14 protein-coding genes, 1 tRNA gene and 1 pseudogene are annotated in these 15778 nt (G+C 55.4%); 13 read left to right on the top strand and 3 right to left on the bottom strand.

Going from position 1 to position 15778, the window contains the following annotated elements:
• The 13 genes and pseudogenes from murA to xerC all read left to right on the top strand — a co-directional run bounded on the left by murA (position 1) and on the right by xerC (position 9234).
• Positions 1–1266: a UDP-N-acetylglucosamine 1-carboxyvinyltransferase gene (gene murA / locus SJY29_RS04225; protein ID WP_110280205.1), complete on the top strand. Its 1266-nt coding sequence runs from the start codon at positions 1–3 to the stop codon at positions 1264–1266.
• Entirely contained in the window at positions 1263–1742 is a 480-nt protein-coding gene (locus SJY29_RS04220; RefSeq protein ID WP_400087192.1) for a DUF2948 family protein, read from the top strand. Before murA ends, SJY29_RS04220 begins: the two co-directional genes overlap by 4 nt.
• Positions 1743–1879: 137 nt before the next feature.
• Positions 1880–3190, top strand: coding sequence for a histidinol dehydrogenase (gene hisD / locus SJY29_RS04215; RefSeq protein WP_400087189.1), 1311 nt, complete (start codon positions 1880–1882; stop codon positions 3188–3190).
• Complete coding sequence (locus SJY29_RS04210; RefSeq protein WP_110280202.1) at positions 3187–3666, top strand: UPF0262 family protein; 480 nt, start codon at positions 3187–3189, stop codon at positions 3664–3666. Before hisD ends, SJY29_RS04210 begins: the two co-directional genes overlap by 4 nt.
• A 3-nt stretch (positions 3667–3669) precedes the next feature.
• Entirely contained in the window at positions 3670–4140 is a 471-nt protein-coding gene (locus SJY29_RS04205) for a low molecular weight phosphatase family protein (protein ID WP_400087186.1), read from the top strand.
• A 65-nt stretch (positions 4141–4205) separates the two neighbouring features.
• The gene (locus SJY29_RS04200; RefSeq protein WP_400087184.1) at positions 4206–5543 is read left to right on the top strand and encodes a methyl-accepting chemotaxis protein; all 1338 of its coding nucleotides are present in this window, start codon (positions 4206–4208) and stop codon (positions 5541–5543) included.
• 162 nt (positions 5544–5705) lie between these two features.
• The gene (gene infA / locus SJY29_RS04195) at positions 5706–5924 is read left to right on the top strand and encodes a translation initiation factor IF-1 (RefSeq protein WP_007205486.1); all 219 of its coding nucleotides are present in this window, start codon (positions 5706–5708) and stop codon (positions 5922–5924) included.
• 78 nt (positions 5925–6002) lie between these two features.
• On the top strand, positions 6003–6608 hold the full coding sequence (locus tag SJY29_RS04190; protein ID WP_400087181.1) for a Maf family protein: 606 nt from the start codon (positions 6003–6005) through the stop codon (positions 6606–6608).
• Positions 6605–7639 carry a ribonuclease E/G gene (locus SJY29_RS04185; protein WP_400087178.1) on the top strand — a complete coding sequence of 345 codons (1035 nt, stop codon included), beginning with the start codon at positions 6605–6607 and terminating at the stop codon, positions 7637–7639. Before SJY29_RS04190 ends, SJY29_RS04185 begins: the two co-directional genes overlap by 4 nt.
• Positions 7639–7824 (top strand): DNA gyrase inhibitor YacG, encoded by a 186-nt coding sequence (locus SJY29_RS04180; RefSeq protein WP_110280197.1) that lies wholly within the window; start codon positions 7639–7641, stop codon positions 7822–7824. The genes SJY29_RS04185 and SJY29_RS04180 overlap by 1 nt, the downstream gene beginning before the upstream one ends.
• Positions 7825–7919: 95 nt before the next feature.
• Positions 7920–7994 (top strand) — tRNA-Phe (locus tag SJY29_RS04175).
• A gap of 61 nt (positions 7995–8055) precedes the next feature.
• Positions 8056–8244, top strand: a pseudogene (locus tag SJY29_RS04170) (DUF6538 domain-containing protein); the annotation flags it as partial.
• 51 nt (positions 8245–8295) lie between these two features.
• Positions 8296–9234, top strand: coding sequence for a tyrosine recombinase XerC (gene xerC / locus SJY29_RS04165; RefSeq protein WP_400088831.1), 939 nt, complete (start codon positions 8296–8298; stop codon positions 9232–9234).
• A gap of 7 nt (positions 9235–9241) precedes the next feature.
• Here the strand turns inward: xerC and SJY29_RS04160 are convergent, their stop codons facing one another.
• The 3 genes from SJY29_RS04160 to SJY29_RS04150 form a co-directional block, all read right to left on the bottom strand.
• Positions 9242–9892 (bottom strand): hypothetical protein, encoded by a 651-nt coding sequence (locus SJY29_RS04160; RefSeq protein ID WP_400087175.1) that lies wholly within the window; start codon positions 9890–9892, stop codon positions 9242–9244.
• Positions 9893–11215: 1323 nt separating this feature from the next.
• Positions 11216–13390: a hypothetical protein gene (locus tag SJY29_RS04155; protein ID WP_400087172.1), complete on the bottom strand. Its 2175-nt coding sequence runs from the start codon at positions 13388–13390 to the stop codon at positions 11216–11218.
• Complete coding sequence (locus SJY29_RS04150) at positions 13387–14100, bottom strand: hypothetical protein (RefSeq protein ID WP_400087169.1); 714 nt, start codon at positions 14098–14100, stop codon at positions 13387–13389. Before SJY29_RS04150 ends, SJY29_RS04155 begins: the two co-directional genes overlap by 4 nt.
• Positions 14101–15778 lie beyond the last annotated feature (1678 nt).

The raw sequence follows: 15778 nt of genomic DNA, 5'->3' as shown, positions 1-15778 counted from the left end.
ATGGATTCTATCGTGGTCACGGGCGGCACTCCGCTGAACGGCAAAATTGCGATTGCGGGGGCCAAGAATGCGGCCCTGACACTGATGCCTGCAACATTGTTGTCAGAAGAGCCATTGACGCTGACCAATGCCCCGCGCCTGTCGGATATCGCGACGATGACAGCCTTGTTGCGGTCTTTGGGTGTAGAAGTGACCTCGATGCAGGATGGCAAGGTGCAGGTTTTGTCCAGCCACGCCATGACATCCACAACAGCGGATTATGAAATCGTGCGCAAAATGCGTGCCTCGAACCTTGTTTTGGGGCCTTTGTTGGCGCGGCATCATCAGGCTGTCGTCTCCTTGCCCGGCGGCTGCGCCATCGGCGCGCGCCCGATGGACATCCATGTCACAGCGCTTGAGGCGATGGGGGCCGAGATTGAATTGAAAGACGGCTATCTGCATGCCAAGGCCCCCGGCGGGTTGAAGGGCGCGCGGGTGCCGTTGCGCTTTGCCTCTGTGGGGGCGACCGAAAACGTGCTGATGGCCGCGACTTTGGCCAAAGGCACCACGGTGATCGAAAATGCCGCGCGCGAGCCCGAGATCGTCGATCTGGCCAAATGCCTGCGCAGCATGGGCGCCCATATCGAGGGGGAAGGCACCAGCACGATTACGATTGAAGGTGTCGACCGTCTTGGGGCTGCGACCCATCCTGTCGTGACGGACCGGATCGAGCTTGGCACCTATATGCTGGCGCCTGTCTTTGCCGGTGGTGAAGTGGAGTGTCTGGGCGGACGCCTTGATCTGGTGGGCTCATTCGTTGAAAAACTGGATGCCGCCGGTGTGGATGTGAGCGAGACGGACCACAGCTTAATAGTCAAACGCCGCACGGATCGTGCGCAGGCGGTGGATGTAACGACCGAAGTGTTCCCCGGCTTCCCAACCGATCTGCAGGCGCAGATGATGGCGATGCTCTGTACCGCTGACGGAACGTCAGTGCTGGAAGAGAAGATCTTCGAGAACCGTTTTATGCATGCGCCCGAGCTGATCCGTATGGGGGCCAATATCGAGGTGCATGGGGGTGTCGCCACGGTGCGTGGTGTGGACCGCCTGAAAGGCGCGCCGGTGATGGCGACGGATTTGCGCGCTTCGGTGTCGCTGATCCTCGCAGGTTTGGCCGCAGAGGGCGAAACAACTGTCAGCCGGATTTATCACCTTGATCGCGGCTATGAGCATATCGAGGAAAAGCTGCGCGCTGTGGGTGCCCGAATTGAGCGGGTGTCGGCATGAGCGAAGATGCACGTTTTGAGGACGGGCGCGAGGCGCCTCTACGCCTGAAGGCACTGGATACCGAGGATCTGGCGGTGATTGCCGCACTGGTGCAGGATGCAGTGTTTCCCGCCGCCGAGATGAATTGGGATCGCAAGGCGCGGCGTTTTGCGATTTTGCTCAACCGTTTTCGCTGGGAAGACGCGCCGAAGGCGGAGAAGCGCAGGCGCAGCTATGAGCGTGTGCAGGCAGTTCTGGCGGTGGAAGACGTGCTGAAGGTCCAGACCCAAGGCGTGGATAAGGCCGATGCGGATATGGTGTATTCGCTGCTCGCGATTGCGTTTCTGCCCGGTGAAGATGGCACCGGCCGTGTGGAGCTGACCCTAGCCGGCGATGGCGCGATTGCCTTGGAGGTTGAGGCCCTCGAGGTGCTGTTGCGCGACGTCACACGACCCTATGTCGCGCCGTCAAAAAAGGCGCCATCGCATCCCGAATAGCGCCACAGAGCCCCGGACCTGATCCGGGGCCTTTTGCACGCGACGCGGTCGAGGTCCCGGATCACGTCCGGGACGGCGCCGTGCTCTATTGATGCCCCCTGCCCTGAACGCTATGTCCTGCGCCAAGGAGAATGCCGATGCCACAGTTTCTATCCACCACTGATCCCGATTTCGAGGCCCGCTTTACCGCGATCCTGAGCGCAAAGCGCGAAGACAGCCCCGATGTGGATCATGTCGTGGCGGATATTATCGCGGATGTACGCAAGCGCGGCGATGCGGCGGTGCTGGAGCTGACGGCAAAATTTGACCGGCTGGATCTGACGCCGCAAACCATGCGTTTCACACCCGAAGAGATTGCGGCGGAATGTGCATTGGTAGATGACGCCGATCGCGCGGCGCTACAGCTGGCCGCTGACCGTATCCGTGCCTATCACAGCCGCCAGATGCCCGAAGACGCGATGTGGACCGATCCAGACGGTGCAACGCTGGGATGGCGCTGGACGCCTGTGTCGGCTGCGGGTCTTTATGTGCCGGGGGGGACGGCATCTTATCCGTCATCGGTCTTGATGAATGCGATCCCCGCCAAGGTGGCGGGTGTGCAGCGTCTGGCCATTGTCGTGCCGACGCCGGACGGCGTGACCAATCCGCTGGTGTTGATGGCGGCGAAAATTGCGGGCGTGGACGAGATTTACCGGATCGGCGGCGCACAGGCGATTGCCGCCCTTGCCTACGGGACCGAGACAATTGCGCCGGTCGACAAGATCACCGGCCCCGGCAACGCCTTTGTGGCCGCGGCCAAGCGGCGGGTGTTTGGCAAGGTGGGCATTGATATGATCGCAGGCCCGTCCGAGATTTTGGTGATTGCCGACAAGGACAATGATCCTGACTGGATCGCGCTTGATCTGCTGTCACAGGCCGAACATGACGAGAGCGCACAGTCGATCCTGATTACCGATGACGCGGGTTTCGGGCAGGCTGTTGCGGCGGCCGTCGACAAGCGGGTTGAAACGCTGGAACGCCGCAAGATTGCCGGTGCAAGCTGGCGTGATTTCGGCGCCATCATCACCGTCAGGGATTTTGACGAGGCCGCCCGCCTGTCGGACCGGATTGCACCAGAGCACCTAGAGCTTTGCACGGCTGACGCCGACGCGCTATCTGCGAAAATCACCCATGCGGGTGCAATTTTCATTGGGGGTTGGACACCCGAGGCGATCGGTGACTACATTGGTGGCCCAAATCACGTATTGCCGACGGCCCGTTCCGCGCGGTTCTCAAGCGGGCTATCGGTCATGGACTTTATCAAACGCACGACCCTTTCACGCATGACCCCAGACGCGCTGGCCGCGATCGGGCCTGCAGCAGAACGTCTGGCAATATCGGAGAGCCTCGAAGCGCATGGCCTGTCCGTGCGCGCACGTCTCGACCGCCTGAACAGAGGTGAGCCATGAGCAAGATCATCCATATCAATATCGACGACCGTAATCTGCCACCGCCAACGCCCGAGATAGATCAGGAACGTAAAGTGGCGATGTTCGATCTGCTGGAAGACAACAGCTTTGCCCTGCCCGCCCGTGACGGGCGCAAGGTGCCGCCCGGCCCCTACAAGCTGGAACTTTCGATCAAGGAACGCAGGCTTGTCTTTGATATCAAACAAGAAGATGACAGCGTGGCCGGTGAATTCCATCTGTCGCTCGGGCCGTTCCGGCAGGTCGTGAAGGATTATTTCCAGATTTGCGAAAGCTATTTTGACGCGGTCAAAACCCTGCCCCCCAGCCAGATCGAGACGATTGATATGGCCCGTCGCGGCATCCACAACGAAGGCGCGCGGGTGTTGCAAGAACGTCTGGAGGGCAAGGCCGACGTTGATATCGATACCGCCCGCCGGCTCTTTACGTTGATTTGCGTGCTGCACTTTGGGGGCTAGGTAATGGCGCAAGACAGCACATACGCACCCCTTCCCCAGTCGGTGCTGTTTTGCTGTGACCACAATTCTGTCCGCTCGCCCATGGCCGAGGGGATCATGAAAAAGCTCTATGGCAAACAGTGCTATATCCAGTCGGTTGGCGTAAAGAATGATCTGGAGATTGACGGGTTTGCCGTGGCTGTCTGTGCCGAAATGGGTGTCGAGCTGTCACGCCACCGGTCCCGCTCATTTGATGAAATGGAAGATTGGGGCGATGATCTGTCGTCGTTCGATCTGGTGCTGGCGCTGTCGCCCGCAAGTCAGCGGCGCGCGCTTGACCTGACCCGGTTCTATCATCTCGACGTCGAGTACTGGCCGATCCTTGACCCCACAGGCCTTGGCGAGAGCCGCGAGGCGCGGCTGGACAGCTATCGCAAGACCCGCGATCAAATCATGAACAAGCTTGTGTCGCGGTTCGGCCCGGCATCCGTGTGACTTTTACCAAAGCTTAATTGCACCTTTGTATGGGTTGAAGAAATTCTTCCCGAGGTGATGAGATTATGTTTTGGACTAGGTCACTTGCACGAAATGCTGATGACGACGCCGTTCTCGCGGCCGCTTATCAGTCGCAAGCGATTATCTTCTTTGAGCCCGATGGCACGATCGTCAATGCTAACGCGGCTTTTGTCGCGACGATGGGTTATGAAGACGCGTCAGAGATTATTGGCAAACACCACCGTATCTTTCTCTCAGAGGCCGACAGAAATTCGGACGCATATAACGATTTCTGGCCCAGCCTTGCGCGCGGTGAAATCTCATCGGGCGAATTCAAGCGGATTTCGAAATCCGGGGATGAGGTGTGGATTTCCGCATCCTATGCGCCCGTTCGCGATGCGCAAGGCAATGTCAGACAAGTCGTGAAATTGGCCAGTGACGTCACCGCCTCGCACCGGATTATGCAGTTGCTGGTCGACGGGCTTGCCGCACTGCGTGAAGGTGACCTTACGGCGCGCATTTCCGATCCTGTCGCGCCACAACACCAATCCGTCAAATCAAGCTTCAACGAAACGCTCGCGGGGCTGGAGGATCTAATGAATACGATCCGGTCCGGATCAGAACGGCTCCACGATGTCGGCAGGGCTGTGCAAAACGGGGCGCGGCAGTTGCAGCAAAAGGCGCAAGCGCAAAAGGATATGCTGGCGGAAACCACAAGCTCTCTCAGCCAGATATCGCACGCGGTCGCAGGCACGAGCAATTCAACCCGTGAACTTGATCAAGAGGCCGCGCTAACGGCGGACAAGTCGCGCGAGGGCAGCCGAATCGTCGCGGACACGATCACAGCGATCAAACGTATCGAAACCCTCTCGAAAGAGGTTTCAAAAACCACAGAAGTCATTGAGGGGTTTGCATTTCAAACAAATCTGCTTTCATTGAATGCCGCGGTCGAGGCCGCACGTGCCGGCGCGGCCGGCAGCGGATTTGCGGTGGTCGCAAGCGAGGTGCGCAATTTGTCGAATCGGTCTGCAGAGGCCTCGAAAGAGATCGCGAAACTGACCCGCAGTTGTGAAACCGAAGTCATGAAGGGCCGCACTTTGATTGAGACTGCCGGTGCCTCGCTGGATGCGATCAATCACGGCGCGGCGACTGTGGCAGAGGCCGTTGACCGGATCGCCCGCACGGCGACGCAACAATCACAAAGCGTTTTGGACATCGAATCCGCAATTCGCGCCATCGACATTGGCGTGCAGAATGTGGCCACCCTTTCAGATGACAGCGCGGAGCAAGTCAAACGGCTTTCGGATGAATTGGCTATCCTGGACAACCTGCTGTCACGCTTCCAAACCAGGCAAGCCCTGCCGCAAATACCTGCGCAGATGAACCTTCGACAAGCAGGATAGCACCTGATGTGGCGGGCATGACGGGCCGTGGCGACACTGCTTGCGCACGTCACGGCCAGCGCATCGCCGAGATATTCACGATTCACCCTTGAAAAATACTGTATTCAGGCGCATCTAGGCGGCGCCCGCTTGTTGATGCGGGTGTGAAACATAGGAGATCACATGGCCAAGGAAGAACTGCTCGAATTCCCAGGTGTCGTGAAAGAACTTCTGCCAAACGCGACGTTTCGGGTCGAGCTGGAAAACGGCCATGAGATTATCGCGCATACGGCAGGAAAGATGCGCAAGAACCGCATTCGTGTTCTGGCAGGCGACAAGGTACAGGTGGAAATGACACCTTACGATCTGACCAAAGGTCGGATTAACTATCGCTTTAAGTAGCGTGAAGCACAGCTTCGCGCGGCGCGGGGAAGGGACTTGCCAATGGCAAATCACGGCCGCGCCGGTGGATGTTGATAAATGACCACCCTCCCCCCAAATCCCACTTTGAAGCTTGTTCTTGGCTCCGGTTCTCCACGGAGGCTGGAGCTGTTGGCGCAGCTTGGGCTGGTGCCCAGTGCGGTGCGCCCACCCGATATTGATGAAGACGTGCGCAAGGGTGAATTGCCCCGCGATTACGTCAAACGGATTGCTGCGGAAAAGGTGGCGGCTGTGCCTGCTGGCGCGGATGAAGTCGTCCTCTGTGCCGATACCACGGTGGCATTGGGGAGGCGGATCATGGGCAAACCCGCAGATGCCGCCGAGGCTGCGCAGTTTCTTTTTGCCCTGTCAGGGCGGCGCCATAAGGTGATCACCGCACTCGCGGTAAAACGTGAAGGGCAGATCTGGACGAAGGATGTGCAAAGCACGGTCGCATTCAAGCAATTGTCGGACGCGGAGGTGAACGCCTACCTCGCGTCGGACGACTGGCGCGGCAAGGCCGGAGGTTATGCGATCCAGGGGCCGGCTGGTGCATTCATTCCCTGGATCAACGGGTCGTACACCGGCATCGTTGGCCTGCCGCTTACCGAAACCGCCGGTCTGCTGACAGCGGCGGGCGTTGTGCTTTATGGAGGTGGCGCATGAAGGGCCGCATGATTGTTCTGGACCATATCGGCGAAATAGAGGCGGCTGCCTATCTGGTGGATGGCAAGCTGGATGATCTCCTGATTGAACACGAAGACGCCCCCCGCCCGGGTGCGATCTTCCGTGCAATCTGTGACCGGCCGATCAAGGGCCAGGGGGGCATGATGCTGCGCCTGCCCGCGGGTGAAACGGCATTTCTGCGCCACGGAAAGGGCCTGAAACCCGGTCAGGCGATGCTGGTGCAGGTCACGGGTATTGCCGAGGACGGCAAAGCTGTGCCGGTCACGGACCGCGTGTTGTTCAAGAGCCGCTATGCGATTGTAACGCCGGGCAAACCAGGATTGAATATTTCGCGCCAGATCACCGATGAAGATGTGCGCGATGCGCTTTTGGCGGTTGCACATGAGGTGTTTGACAGCCCGCATGGTTTGATCCTGCGCTCCTCCTGCGAAGGCGCCGATGAAGCCGAGATTGCCGATGATATCCTCGCCATGGTCGCTTTGGCCGACGCGGTGCTGGCAGATGCTGACGGCAATGAGCCCGAGGCCCTGACCGAAGGCGACGGCCCGCACTTGGTGGCGTGGCGCGAATGGACGGGTGCGGCAGAGGTGATTACGCGCGCAGGGTCTTTTGCCGATCTTGGCGTGCTGGATCAGGTGGGTGCACTCAGCCAGCCACAGGTCGTCTTGGGCGAAGGGTATATGTATGTGGAGCCCACGCGCGCACTGGTCGCGGTTGATGTGAACACCGGCAACGATACCTCGCCTGCGGCTGCGCTGAAGGCGAATTTGGCGGCAGCGCGCGCTTTGCCGCGTGCCTTGCGTTTGCGGGGGCTCGCTGGGCAGATTTCGGTGGATTTCGTGTCCATGTCAAAGGCGCACCGCAAGCAGGTGGAACAATCGCTGCGCGCCTCATTCAAGGCCGATCCGATCGAGACGTCTTTGGTCGGCTGGACCCCTATGGGCCTGTTTGAATTGCAGCGCAAACGCGAGCGCCCGCCTTTTCCCAAACACCTGTTTAAGGACATCTGATGCCCTGCCCGATCTGTGACAAACCCACCGAAACCGATTTCCGTCCGTTCTGTTCAAAGCGCTGCGCGGACATTGATTTGGCGAAATGGTTTTCGGGGGCATACGCCATTCCTGCGGACAATCCCGAGGATCTGGAAGAGCTTGAACAGGAGTTGGACGCGGCACAAAGGCAGAAACCGCATTAGCGATCTGCTTTTCCAACAAATCCCTCTGGACACCCCCCTTTCCCACGTCTAAAACGCCGCTACCCGATGCGGGCGCACAGCGCCAACATCCCGGTGCCCGGGTAGCTCAGGGGTAGAGCAGTGGATTGAAAATCCTCGTGTCGGTGGTTCGATTCCGCCCCTGGGCACCACTCCCTTCGCCAACCTATTGATATCACTCAGTTTACTGTGGAAACTGCGCGGGCGTAGGACATGACGAAGGACATTTCGGTCCCCTTTTCGTTCACCAAGAACGGGATCTACTACTTCGAGCGGAGGGTCCCCAGAGACCTTCGAAAGCATTACTCGGCCAGCAAAATTTCGTACTCACTCAGAACTCGGTCAACTTTGGTAGCTGCCTCAAGGGCCACGAGAGCTGCACAAAAGCTCGACGAGTACTGGTATCACCTTCGCATCCGTGACCTTGACCTGCCGGGAAAGCACCTTTTACGGATGGCACAGAACGGTAACGCGGTTGCTGCGGGAGTTGCTGTCGCAGCTTCTGAGACTGTCAGCGTCAAGCTCTCGGAGGCTGTAGCGATCTACCTCAAGCTCAAAGGACAAGGACGTCCTGTCACTTTCCACCGGACTGCGGAGCGTTCTTGCGGTTACGTGATCGACGTTTGTGGCGACAAGGACATTACTTCCTACACAAAGGCTGACGCCAATGCTTTCCGCGACAACTTGATTGACCGGGGCCTGGCGGGCAGCAGCATAACCCAAGTCTTTGGCACGGTCCGTTCGGTCATCAGCTTCTCTGCCAGCGAAATTGGCATTGAGTTCACAAACCCCTTCGGCAAGGTCTACTATGACCGAAACGCTGGCGTAGAAGGGCGTGTTCCAGTGCCTATCGATGCCATCCGAACTATTCAGACAGAGTGCCGCAAGCTCGACGATGATCTTCGTTGGCTGGTCGCGCTGGTGTCCGACACGGGGATGCGTCTTGCAGAAGCTGCCGGTCTCATGAAGGACGACATCAAGCTCGACGATCCGATCCCGCATGTGGTCGTCCAAGAGCATCCATGGCGACGCTTGAAGACCTCAGGGAGTTCGCGCATCGTTCCCCTAGTTGGGGCGTCTCTTTGGGCCGCACAGAGGCTGCATGAGAGCGTCACAGACAGCCAGTTTGCCTTCCCTAGGTACAACAAGGGAGATCAAACCAACGCAAACTCAGCGAGTGCCACACTTAACAAGTGGCTCAAACCGCACGTGCCTCAGAAGGGTACAATGCACAGCTTTCGCCACTCCATACGAGACCGTCTGAGAGCGATCGAGTGCCCCGCCGACATCGTGGATCAGATCGGAGGTTGGCAAACTGAAGGCGTCGGGCAGAGCTACGGAAGTGGATATCCGCTCGAAGTCCTTGAGCGGTGGATGTCCAAGATTTCCTAGCGACCGGTCAATCGCCAGATGCTGAAGCGTCAAACAAAAGGACGGGTGTGACCTTAAGCAACTCCAACTGGCTTTTGTCGTGAAAGCTGATATGGCGCGAGCGCTTCTTTAGGTGCCTGAGCACTTCTTGTGTCGGATACGCGAGCCGGTCCAAGATACAACGCAGTTGGCGACCACTGTTTGCTATGTAGTCGGCGAGAACTTCATTCCTATCACCAAGCTCAGCTTTAAACCTATCTTCGACAACTAGGTCCAGGTCTCCTAGGTCGGGGGCTTCTGTGGTGTAGCTCCCGAACACCCAAATCTTCTCTACTCGATGAATAAAGCTATCGCTAAGATTGACCTCTTCAGCTCTCGCACAGATGTCCTTCACTAGACTATCTGCCTTCGCCCGGCTCATACGAGGTCCGAAACTTACATTCGCAATTGCGTTGCCCTTAGTTGTCTTTACGTAGACTGTTGGAGTGTTCCCTTGGCCCTTTTCTGGCTCAATCAAGCCCTCCGAGACTAACTGCGTCAGACGGTCCTTCGCAGCACTTTCATTCAGCCCGAAGTGCCTCGTCAATTCTTGGCTGGTGACACAATCGCTTCGACGGAAGAAGTCCCGCAGTTCCTTGGCAGCGAAACCACATACTTGATCGTTGGCATCGAGTTTCATTTGGGTATTGCTCCGTCCTTTCTCCATCGCAAAAATGACGCCCCAAAGGCAGCGTCATGTCCTACGCCCGCGCAGTTTCCACAGTAAACTGAGTGATATCAATAGGTTGGCGAAGGGAGTGGTGCCCAGGGGCGGAGGGATGTCCCTCGTTCAGCTCCCGTTACAGGCACTTTCGCCGTTGATGTTCTCAGCAAAGCAAGGCTAACAAACAGGGACTCAGGAGGTCAATAGGCACATAATGTCCTACATTTTGTCCTACGGGTGCTCTGCTAGATCTTCGACGAAAGCCCGCGACAGGGATCGGATGGCGAACTTTTGATTGGGGCTATCGCGCAGAAACCAAGCCGAAGGCGCAGTTTTCTGGGCGCTGCCGGGTGCGTCCCCAATCAAATTTATTCTTAAGTGACCATCCGTTACATGTCGTTCTGTCAACCAATGCCCCTCTACAAGGCGTGTGGGATACAGATTGACCCGCGACAAGAGCAATTTGTGGACTAAGGGGCTACCGAAGCCCCCCTAAGGGGGCGTAGCGAATGTCCTTCGTCTCTGTTCGTGGCTGTAAATCATCGCCAAGTTTTCGCATTCGGTTTCAGCAATCAGAGCATACTTCCACCATTTAGCCTTCCCTGCAGTTGGCTCCGCAGAAAGTTGAAGGTGTGAATAAAAAGGGGGGCCTCGGAGACGCAAACAGAAATGAGCCGAAGGCGACTTTCTGGTGCGTTGCCCCCCTCTTTTGCTCACGCGGGCACTATTGCAGGTTCGCCGTATAGTCTGGGAGAAGACAGATTGTAGTCCCTGTTTTTTCTCCGTGTTTGTCCGCACCCTCAGCCCCCGATGGCAGCACTAAAAAGTAGCATAGGGCCACAAGCCCTTCAGGAAACCAGAGCCCCAAGTAAGAAGTCCGCCTAAGTCTACTCTGGGACCTCATGCCGCTTCTCTTCTTTCAGTCCTGACGACGCTAACTGCTGACGACCCTAGAGCAGCTTCGTAAGCTCGAAGGGCAAGGCCAGCAAGCGACTTACCTTGGCCAATAACCATCGCAAGGGATTGGGAGAGAATAGGTCATACCATGCAGAGCCTTCCGGTGCTGAGTGGCAATGCGGACGGGAAGGAGACATTCGCTGCAGGTACGGAATCGTTATGGCGCGTCATCGAAAGCTGTCATTCATCGGGGAGCTAGCCTCGGCCAAGCTTTGATCCGAGATTGGGCTAGTCGCCGCGGTCCGGGAACTTGTTGCAGTTCGGCAAGTTGGGAAAGCAGATAACAAGTGGTTCCTCACTCAGGCTCAGCGCCAAATCAGTTGCCTCACCGAACTATTACTTTCATTGAAGCTCGCTTAGTGCGTGCAGCGCTTTTTGAACTTCAGGGCTTTCCGATTCACCAGTGAGAAAGTCTTGGGCGCTTTTTAAATGAACAAATTCGCCCGGTCCACCACCTGCACCAATGTTCCGGGTCTCCAGAACGCCATGCTTTGTGAGCAATTTAGAGATCGTTGGCCAATCCTGTCTTTCCACAAGTCGCTTCCCGCGATGATCATCCTGCTCTAGGCGAACCCAGTGTCCTTTGAGCATGAGGCGAACCAATATTTCTACGGTCTTTGGAAGGACGTGCACAGCTTCCTTTATCTCATTTGGGCCAAGTATAGAAAGCTCCCTTTCAATTGCCTCTTCTTCATGCATCTTCGTTTCCGTGCCGTCAAAAGCTTTGCCAACCAGCTTGAATGCCTTAGGCGTCGTTTTGCCAAATCTAGTAGCCTTACTGACTATAAGCTCGCCTATTTCGCAGGACAGAAACTCGCAAGACCTGAGATCAGAGTCTGAGACGTCGAAGCGATTGATGTAAACGTCACGAAACGTTATTGCAGTCTGATCAGAAGTCGTGGCGTCAATTATCGAAATATTTGTCATGAAACTTGGGTCCACGCCCGAAGGGCAAGGACACGATATCTCCAACGCTGCGAGGTTGGATGCTAATAAGCTTCCCTTGGTTTCGTTCTTCGACTTTTCTCTAATTCTAGCTAAAAATTCAGCAATTAGCACATTTTCAGAACCCGTAATAAGTGCTGAAAAGATCGACAAATCCGATAAGGTCAGTTGATTTCGGCGAAGACCGGTGGGTAAGGGGCCCTCCCGCATCATTTCGTCCAACAAGTGTCTCGAATAGAAAAAGGCTTTTATTTTTTCGTGAGCAAACATTCTATTATCACGTTTGCCACTCCCGTGTGCTGGCTCCAACAGGGTTAGCGTTCTGGCCCGAGCTGACAGCGCTTGGCTTAGTTGCTTAGCGTCAGGCAGAATTTCCTCACATGCTATTTCAACGGCAAGCTCTAACAAGGAAGAGTCAACATAACCGACTTCGTAGTCCATCATAGTTCGAGCCGCTTCCGTAAGGATTGAATAGACTAGCTCCTTACCTTCTTTGGGAGAAACTTCGGCTGGCAGCCCGAGCTTTTGTACTTCTCTTTCAACGATCGAGTCGCATAGAGCAACAATAGGTTCATCGCCAGTTTCAAGGAAACGCTCGGGAGGCATCGCAGCGATTTGAGATACAAAAAAGGGACGGCGCAGCCAATAATATTCACCAAAACGCGCTTCGAGTTCATTTTTCCGCGCTTGCCATTCAAGGTTCTTTGTAGAAACCCAGTTACTTGCCTCTTTCACTCCAGGGAAATCAATGCGAATGGAATGGAGTTCAGACCCCAATAAATTGACCGACGGTCCGATGAGTTCTTTAAGCTCTTTTGCACTAATGAAGGAATCGCGCCCCGATAAGATGACTAACCCTGTGCCGCCGACATCTTGGAATAAATCTCGAAGGGCAGACCAAGAGTTGTCATAGCCGCGACTATCTGAAAGTTCATCAAAGCCATCAATCGCCAGCGAAATTAATCCATACCTCATCAACACGGGCATTTCAGACCTGTTGAAGCTGGCTCTAAGTGCTGAAAACGCACCATCAATCCGGTCATCTACGGCAGACAATACCTTCCCTGCGCTTGTGACTGGAATCAGGATTGGGGCTACCCCATCCCTTTTTAGGAATTGCGTTGCCCTAAGAGCTGCAAAGCGCTCAATGAAATGAGTCTTTCCAGCTCCAGCAGGACCTTCTAGTCCTACGACACCGCCGCTCGATAGGCTGGTTATGAATTCCGTTACTTCAACAAACGATGAAGTGCCGTCTTCCTGTTTATCTATGGTGAAGGGAACTTCCATCCAATTCGTAAGGGCACTTTCGTATTCATGCACCAGTGCGCGGGCTAGGTAGTCAAGGTTTGCAAACTGCTCTCCAGCAAGTAATGCCCTAAAGTTGCCAGCAATTACGTTGCCAGACCTGTTGCAGAATATCCGCCCATTTTCATCTTTTCGGATAGAAACTGGAACACCTTGCCGCTCGAATTCTGCAAACCAGCCTCCCTTTTCAAGAACTCGAAACTCGGCTTCCGAAAATGGGTCGTGAAATAGTTTAAGGTCGGAAAGTTCTGTTTCATCGGTGTTCATAACGAAGCTTCCTCTGGTCCATGGATCAAGTCGCGCAAATGCTGCGCGTGAGTATGCCGTTTTCGTACCGTATTGATCAACGAAATATCCCCCCCAAGCGACTCACCGGCGATTAGCGCAGGCATCATGTCATCGTCATTGCTGACTATCAGAATTTTGGACTTTTCGCTGTCAATGGACAGTGAAATCGCATCGGCCACAAGGGCCGTGTCGACTTGCTTCTCCATGAATCGTTCGCAAACAAAGCCGTCTGGTGCTTTCTTACCCATATGCTCGCATAGCGGACAACCGCACTCTACTCTCGCAGTGAAGGGAAAATGGGTGCTGGATCTTTTTTCTAGTCGTTTTCCCGACTTATCTGCCAAAAGTCTGTCTCCTCGGTCCAAACCAATCGTGGCTGGCAAGAACAACGCTGACTTTAGCAGCGAGCCGATCCGACGCCGCTTGGCATACCCATCTTTGAGACTTTGATAGTCATTTAGGATTGACGTTGGTTTAGTGCCGCTCATCCATCCAGCATAGAGTCTGAAAGAAACGTCCCATCTTTCGGGTTGCACTTTCTCCAAGTTAAGTGCTGTCTCGACGACAGCCTCCACATTACGTAATGTTGTCTCACTACAGTGTCCTGGCGAGGCGTTCCGGTTAGCAAAAAACACCGATCTTGCCTGTCCCCACCAATCGACTAGAACGTGGCAGCGGCGAGTTTTCATTATTCGTCCTCAAGCTCGTTATTTTCAGCCTATCGATCCGAGCCTGAAGAACAACCCGTATTTGAGCGGTCCGCCTTAGAAGCTCCAGTTTTATCGAAAGACTGTTACATCGGCAGTCGTGTCGCTAGCGTTATTTTGCTATTTTTCAGGTTTAGCTGACAATCCCTCAGTCAACTCAACGTCGTTGTTGGCGAAGTCGGCTTTCGGGATGCCCGCACCGATACCAAATCGATTAGAGCTATGTCCGCTTTGTTGAAGCTGCTCTGTGGCATGGCGATCGCTTGCGAATGGCACTTTTGGGCCGCTCTCGCCCGCTAAGAGATAGATATTTCCTTTTCCGCTAACTTAGACCCATTGTCCCAAAGATCGTTTTAGGGCACTCAGCCTGAACTCGGCAGCGGCACGCCCGTGGAGACAGACCGTTCTCCAGCGGAATTACTCTTCGTTCATCTTCTGGATCATTTGCGACTTCCCGCATCTCTTCTGGCGCTGCTCGTTGGGCTGACAAACCTTGACCGATCCTTTGTTTGAATGAATGGAAAGCGATCCTATTCGCTTCAGCAACGGGCCATGCAGGAAGACCGTTCCCTTGTGTTGCCAAGCTATCGCGACGCCGGTTCTCAAATGCTACGCTATTATATGGGTGCTAGTTATGCTCGCAGCGCACAGCCCACACCTCTGCTTGGTCATCGGTTCCTTCATACTGACAGCCGCTGTATCATTCAGAGGCAGTGGTTCCAGTCCATATCGGCCTCAAAGTAACAAGCATCGTCGCGACTAACCGCTCTGCCGACAATCTGCCCGCCCAATGGTGCTGACCCATTCATTATTCCGGCTTGAAAACTCATTCAATGCCCGCCCCAGCCCCATCCGCATCGCGCCGAGCAAAGAGCTTTGATTTCCCCTTCGATCCAAAACGCACTGAAAGTGTGAGCGAGTGTAGTTCAAGCGATCGGCTAGCCTAGATTTTTGCCTAGGTTTTTCTGTGCGTATTACGAGGAAAGGTCTCGCTGCTACGATCCGCAGCGGGCTTCCCGCATACCCCAACCTCAATCAAGTCGACGCAACACAGACCTCCATAGGGCTCTGTTTCATTGCGATTACCTTTGGAGAAGTGATGGCTCTTTGTAAATGTGATCATTGCGGTTGCGAGTTCACCGCCAAACGAACAACTGCTAAATACTGTTCAGACAAGTGCAGGAAAGACAAGCATCAAAAAGCAAAGCGGAATAAAACTCCCGTCAGCGCTGCCAACTCGCCGACTGAACGCCGAGCCCAGATGGAACTGTTCGAACTAAACATGCGGCTAGCTGAAAGCTACTACAGCCACCCCCCAGCTGATAGACCGAAGTACCTTGTGAATCTCATTGTCTTGGCTCGGCAAGGCAACAACGAAATAAAACGAGTGCTAACCAACCGTTTGTTTCTTCGCGCTTTCCCGGCGGAAGAACGTCACAAGTGCTGGCGGGGGAACCCTACGGTAGCCCAAGAAGCGCACCGACTCTGCAAGACAGTAGTAGGCGTGGGGGTCCTAGCGGTAATTGAGGGTGGGGATCGTAGACTGACTCAATTGACCGAAGCAAGTTGCGAGGCATTGGAAGTCGCGCTCTACGATCCCCATTCAGCTCCGCTGCCCGCCAATCGTATTGTCAGGTTGCCAAAGGACCGTGTTCTTTCG

Origin of the sequence: Yoonia sp. R78084 (assembly GCF_044595625.1) — a bacterium.
Taxonomy (GTDB): Bacteria; Pseudomonadota; Alphaproteobacteria; order Rhodobacterales; family Rhodobacteraceae; genus Yoonia.
This window is presented reverse-complemented; position numbering and strand designations above follow the sequence as displayed.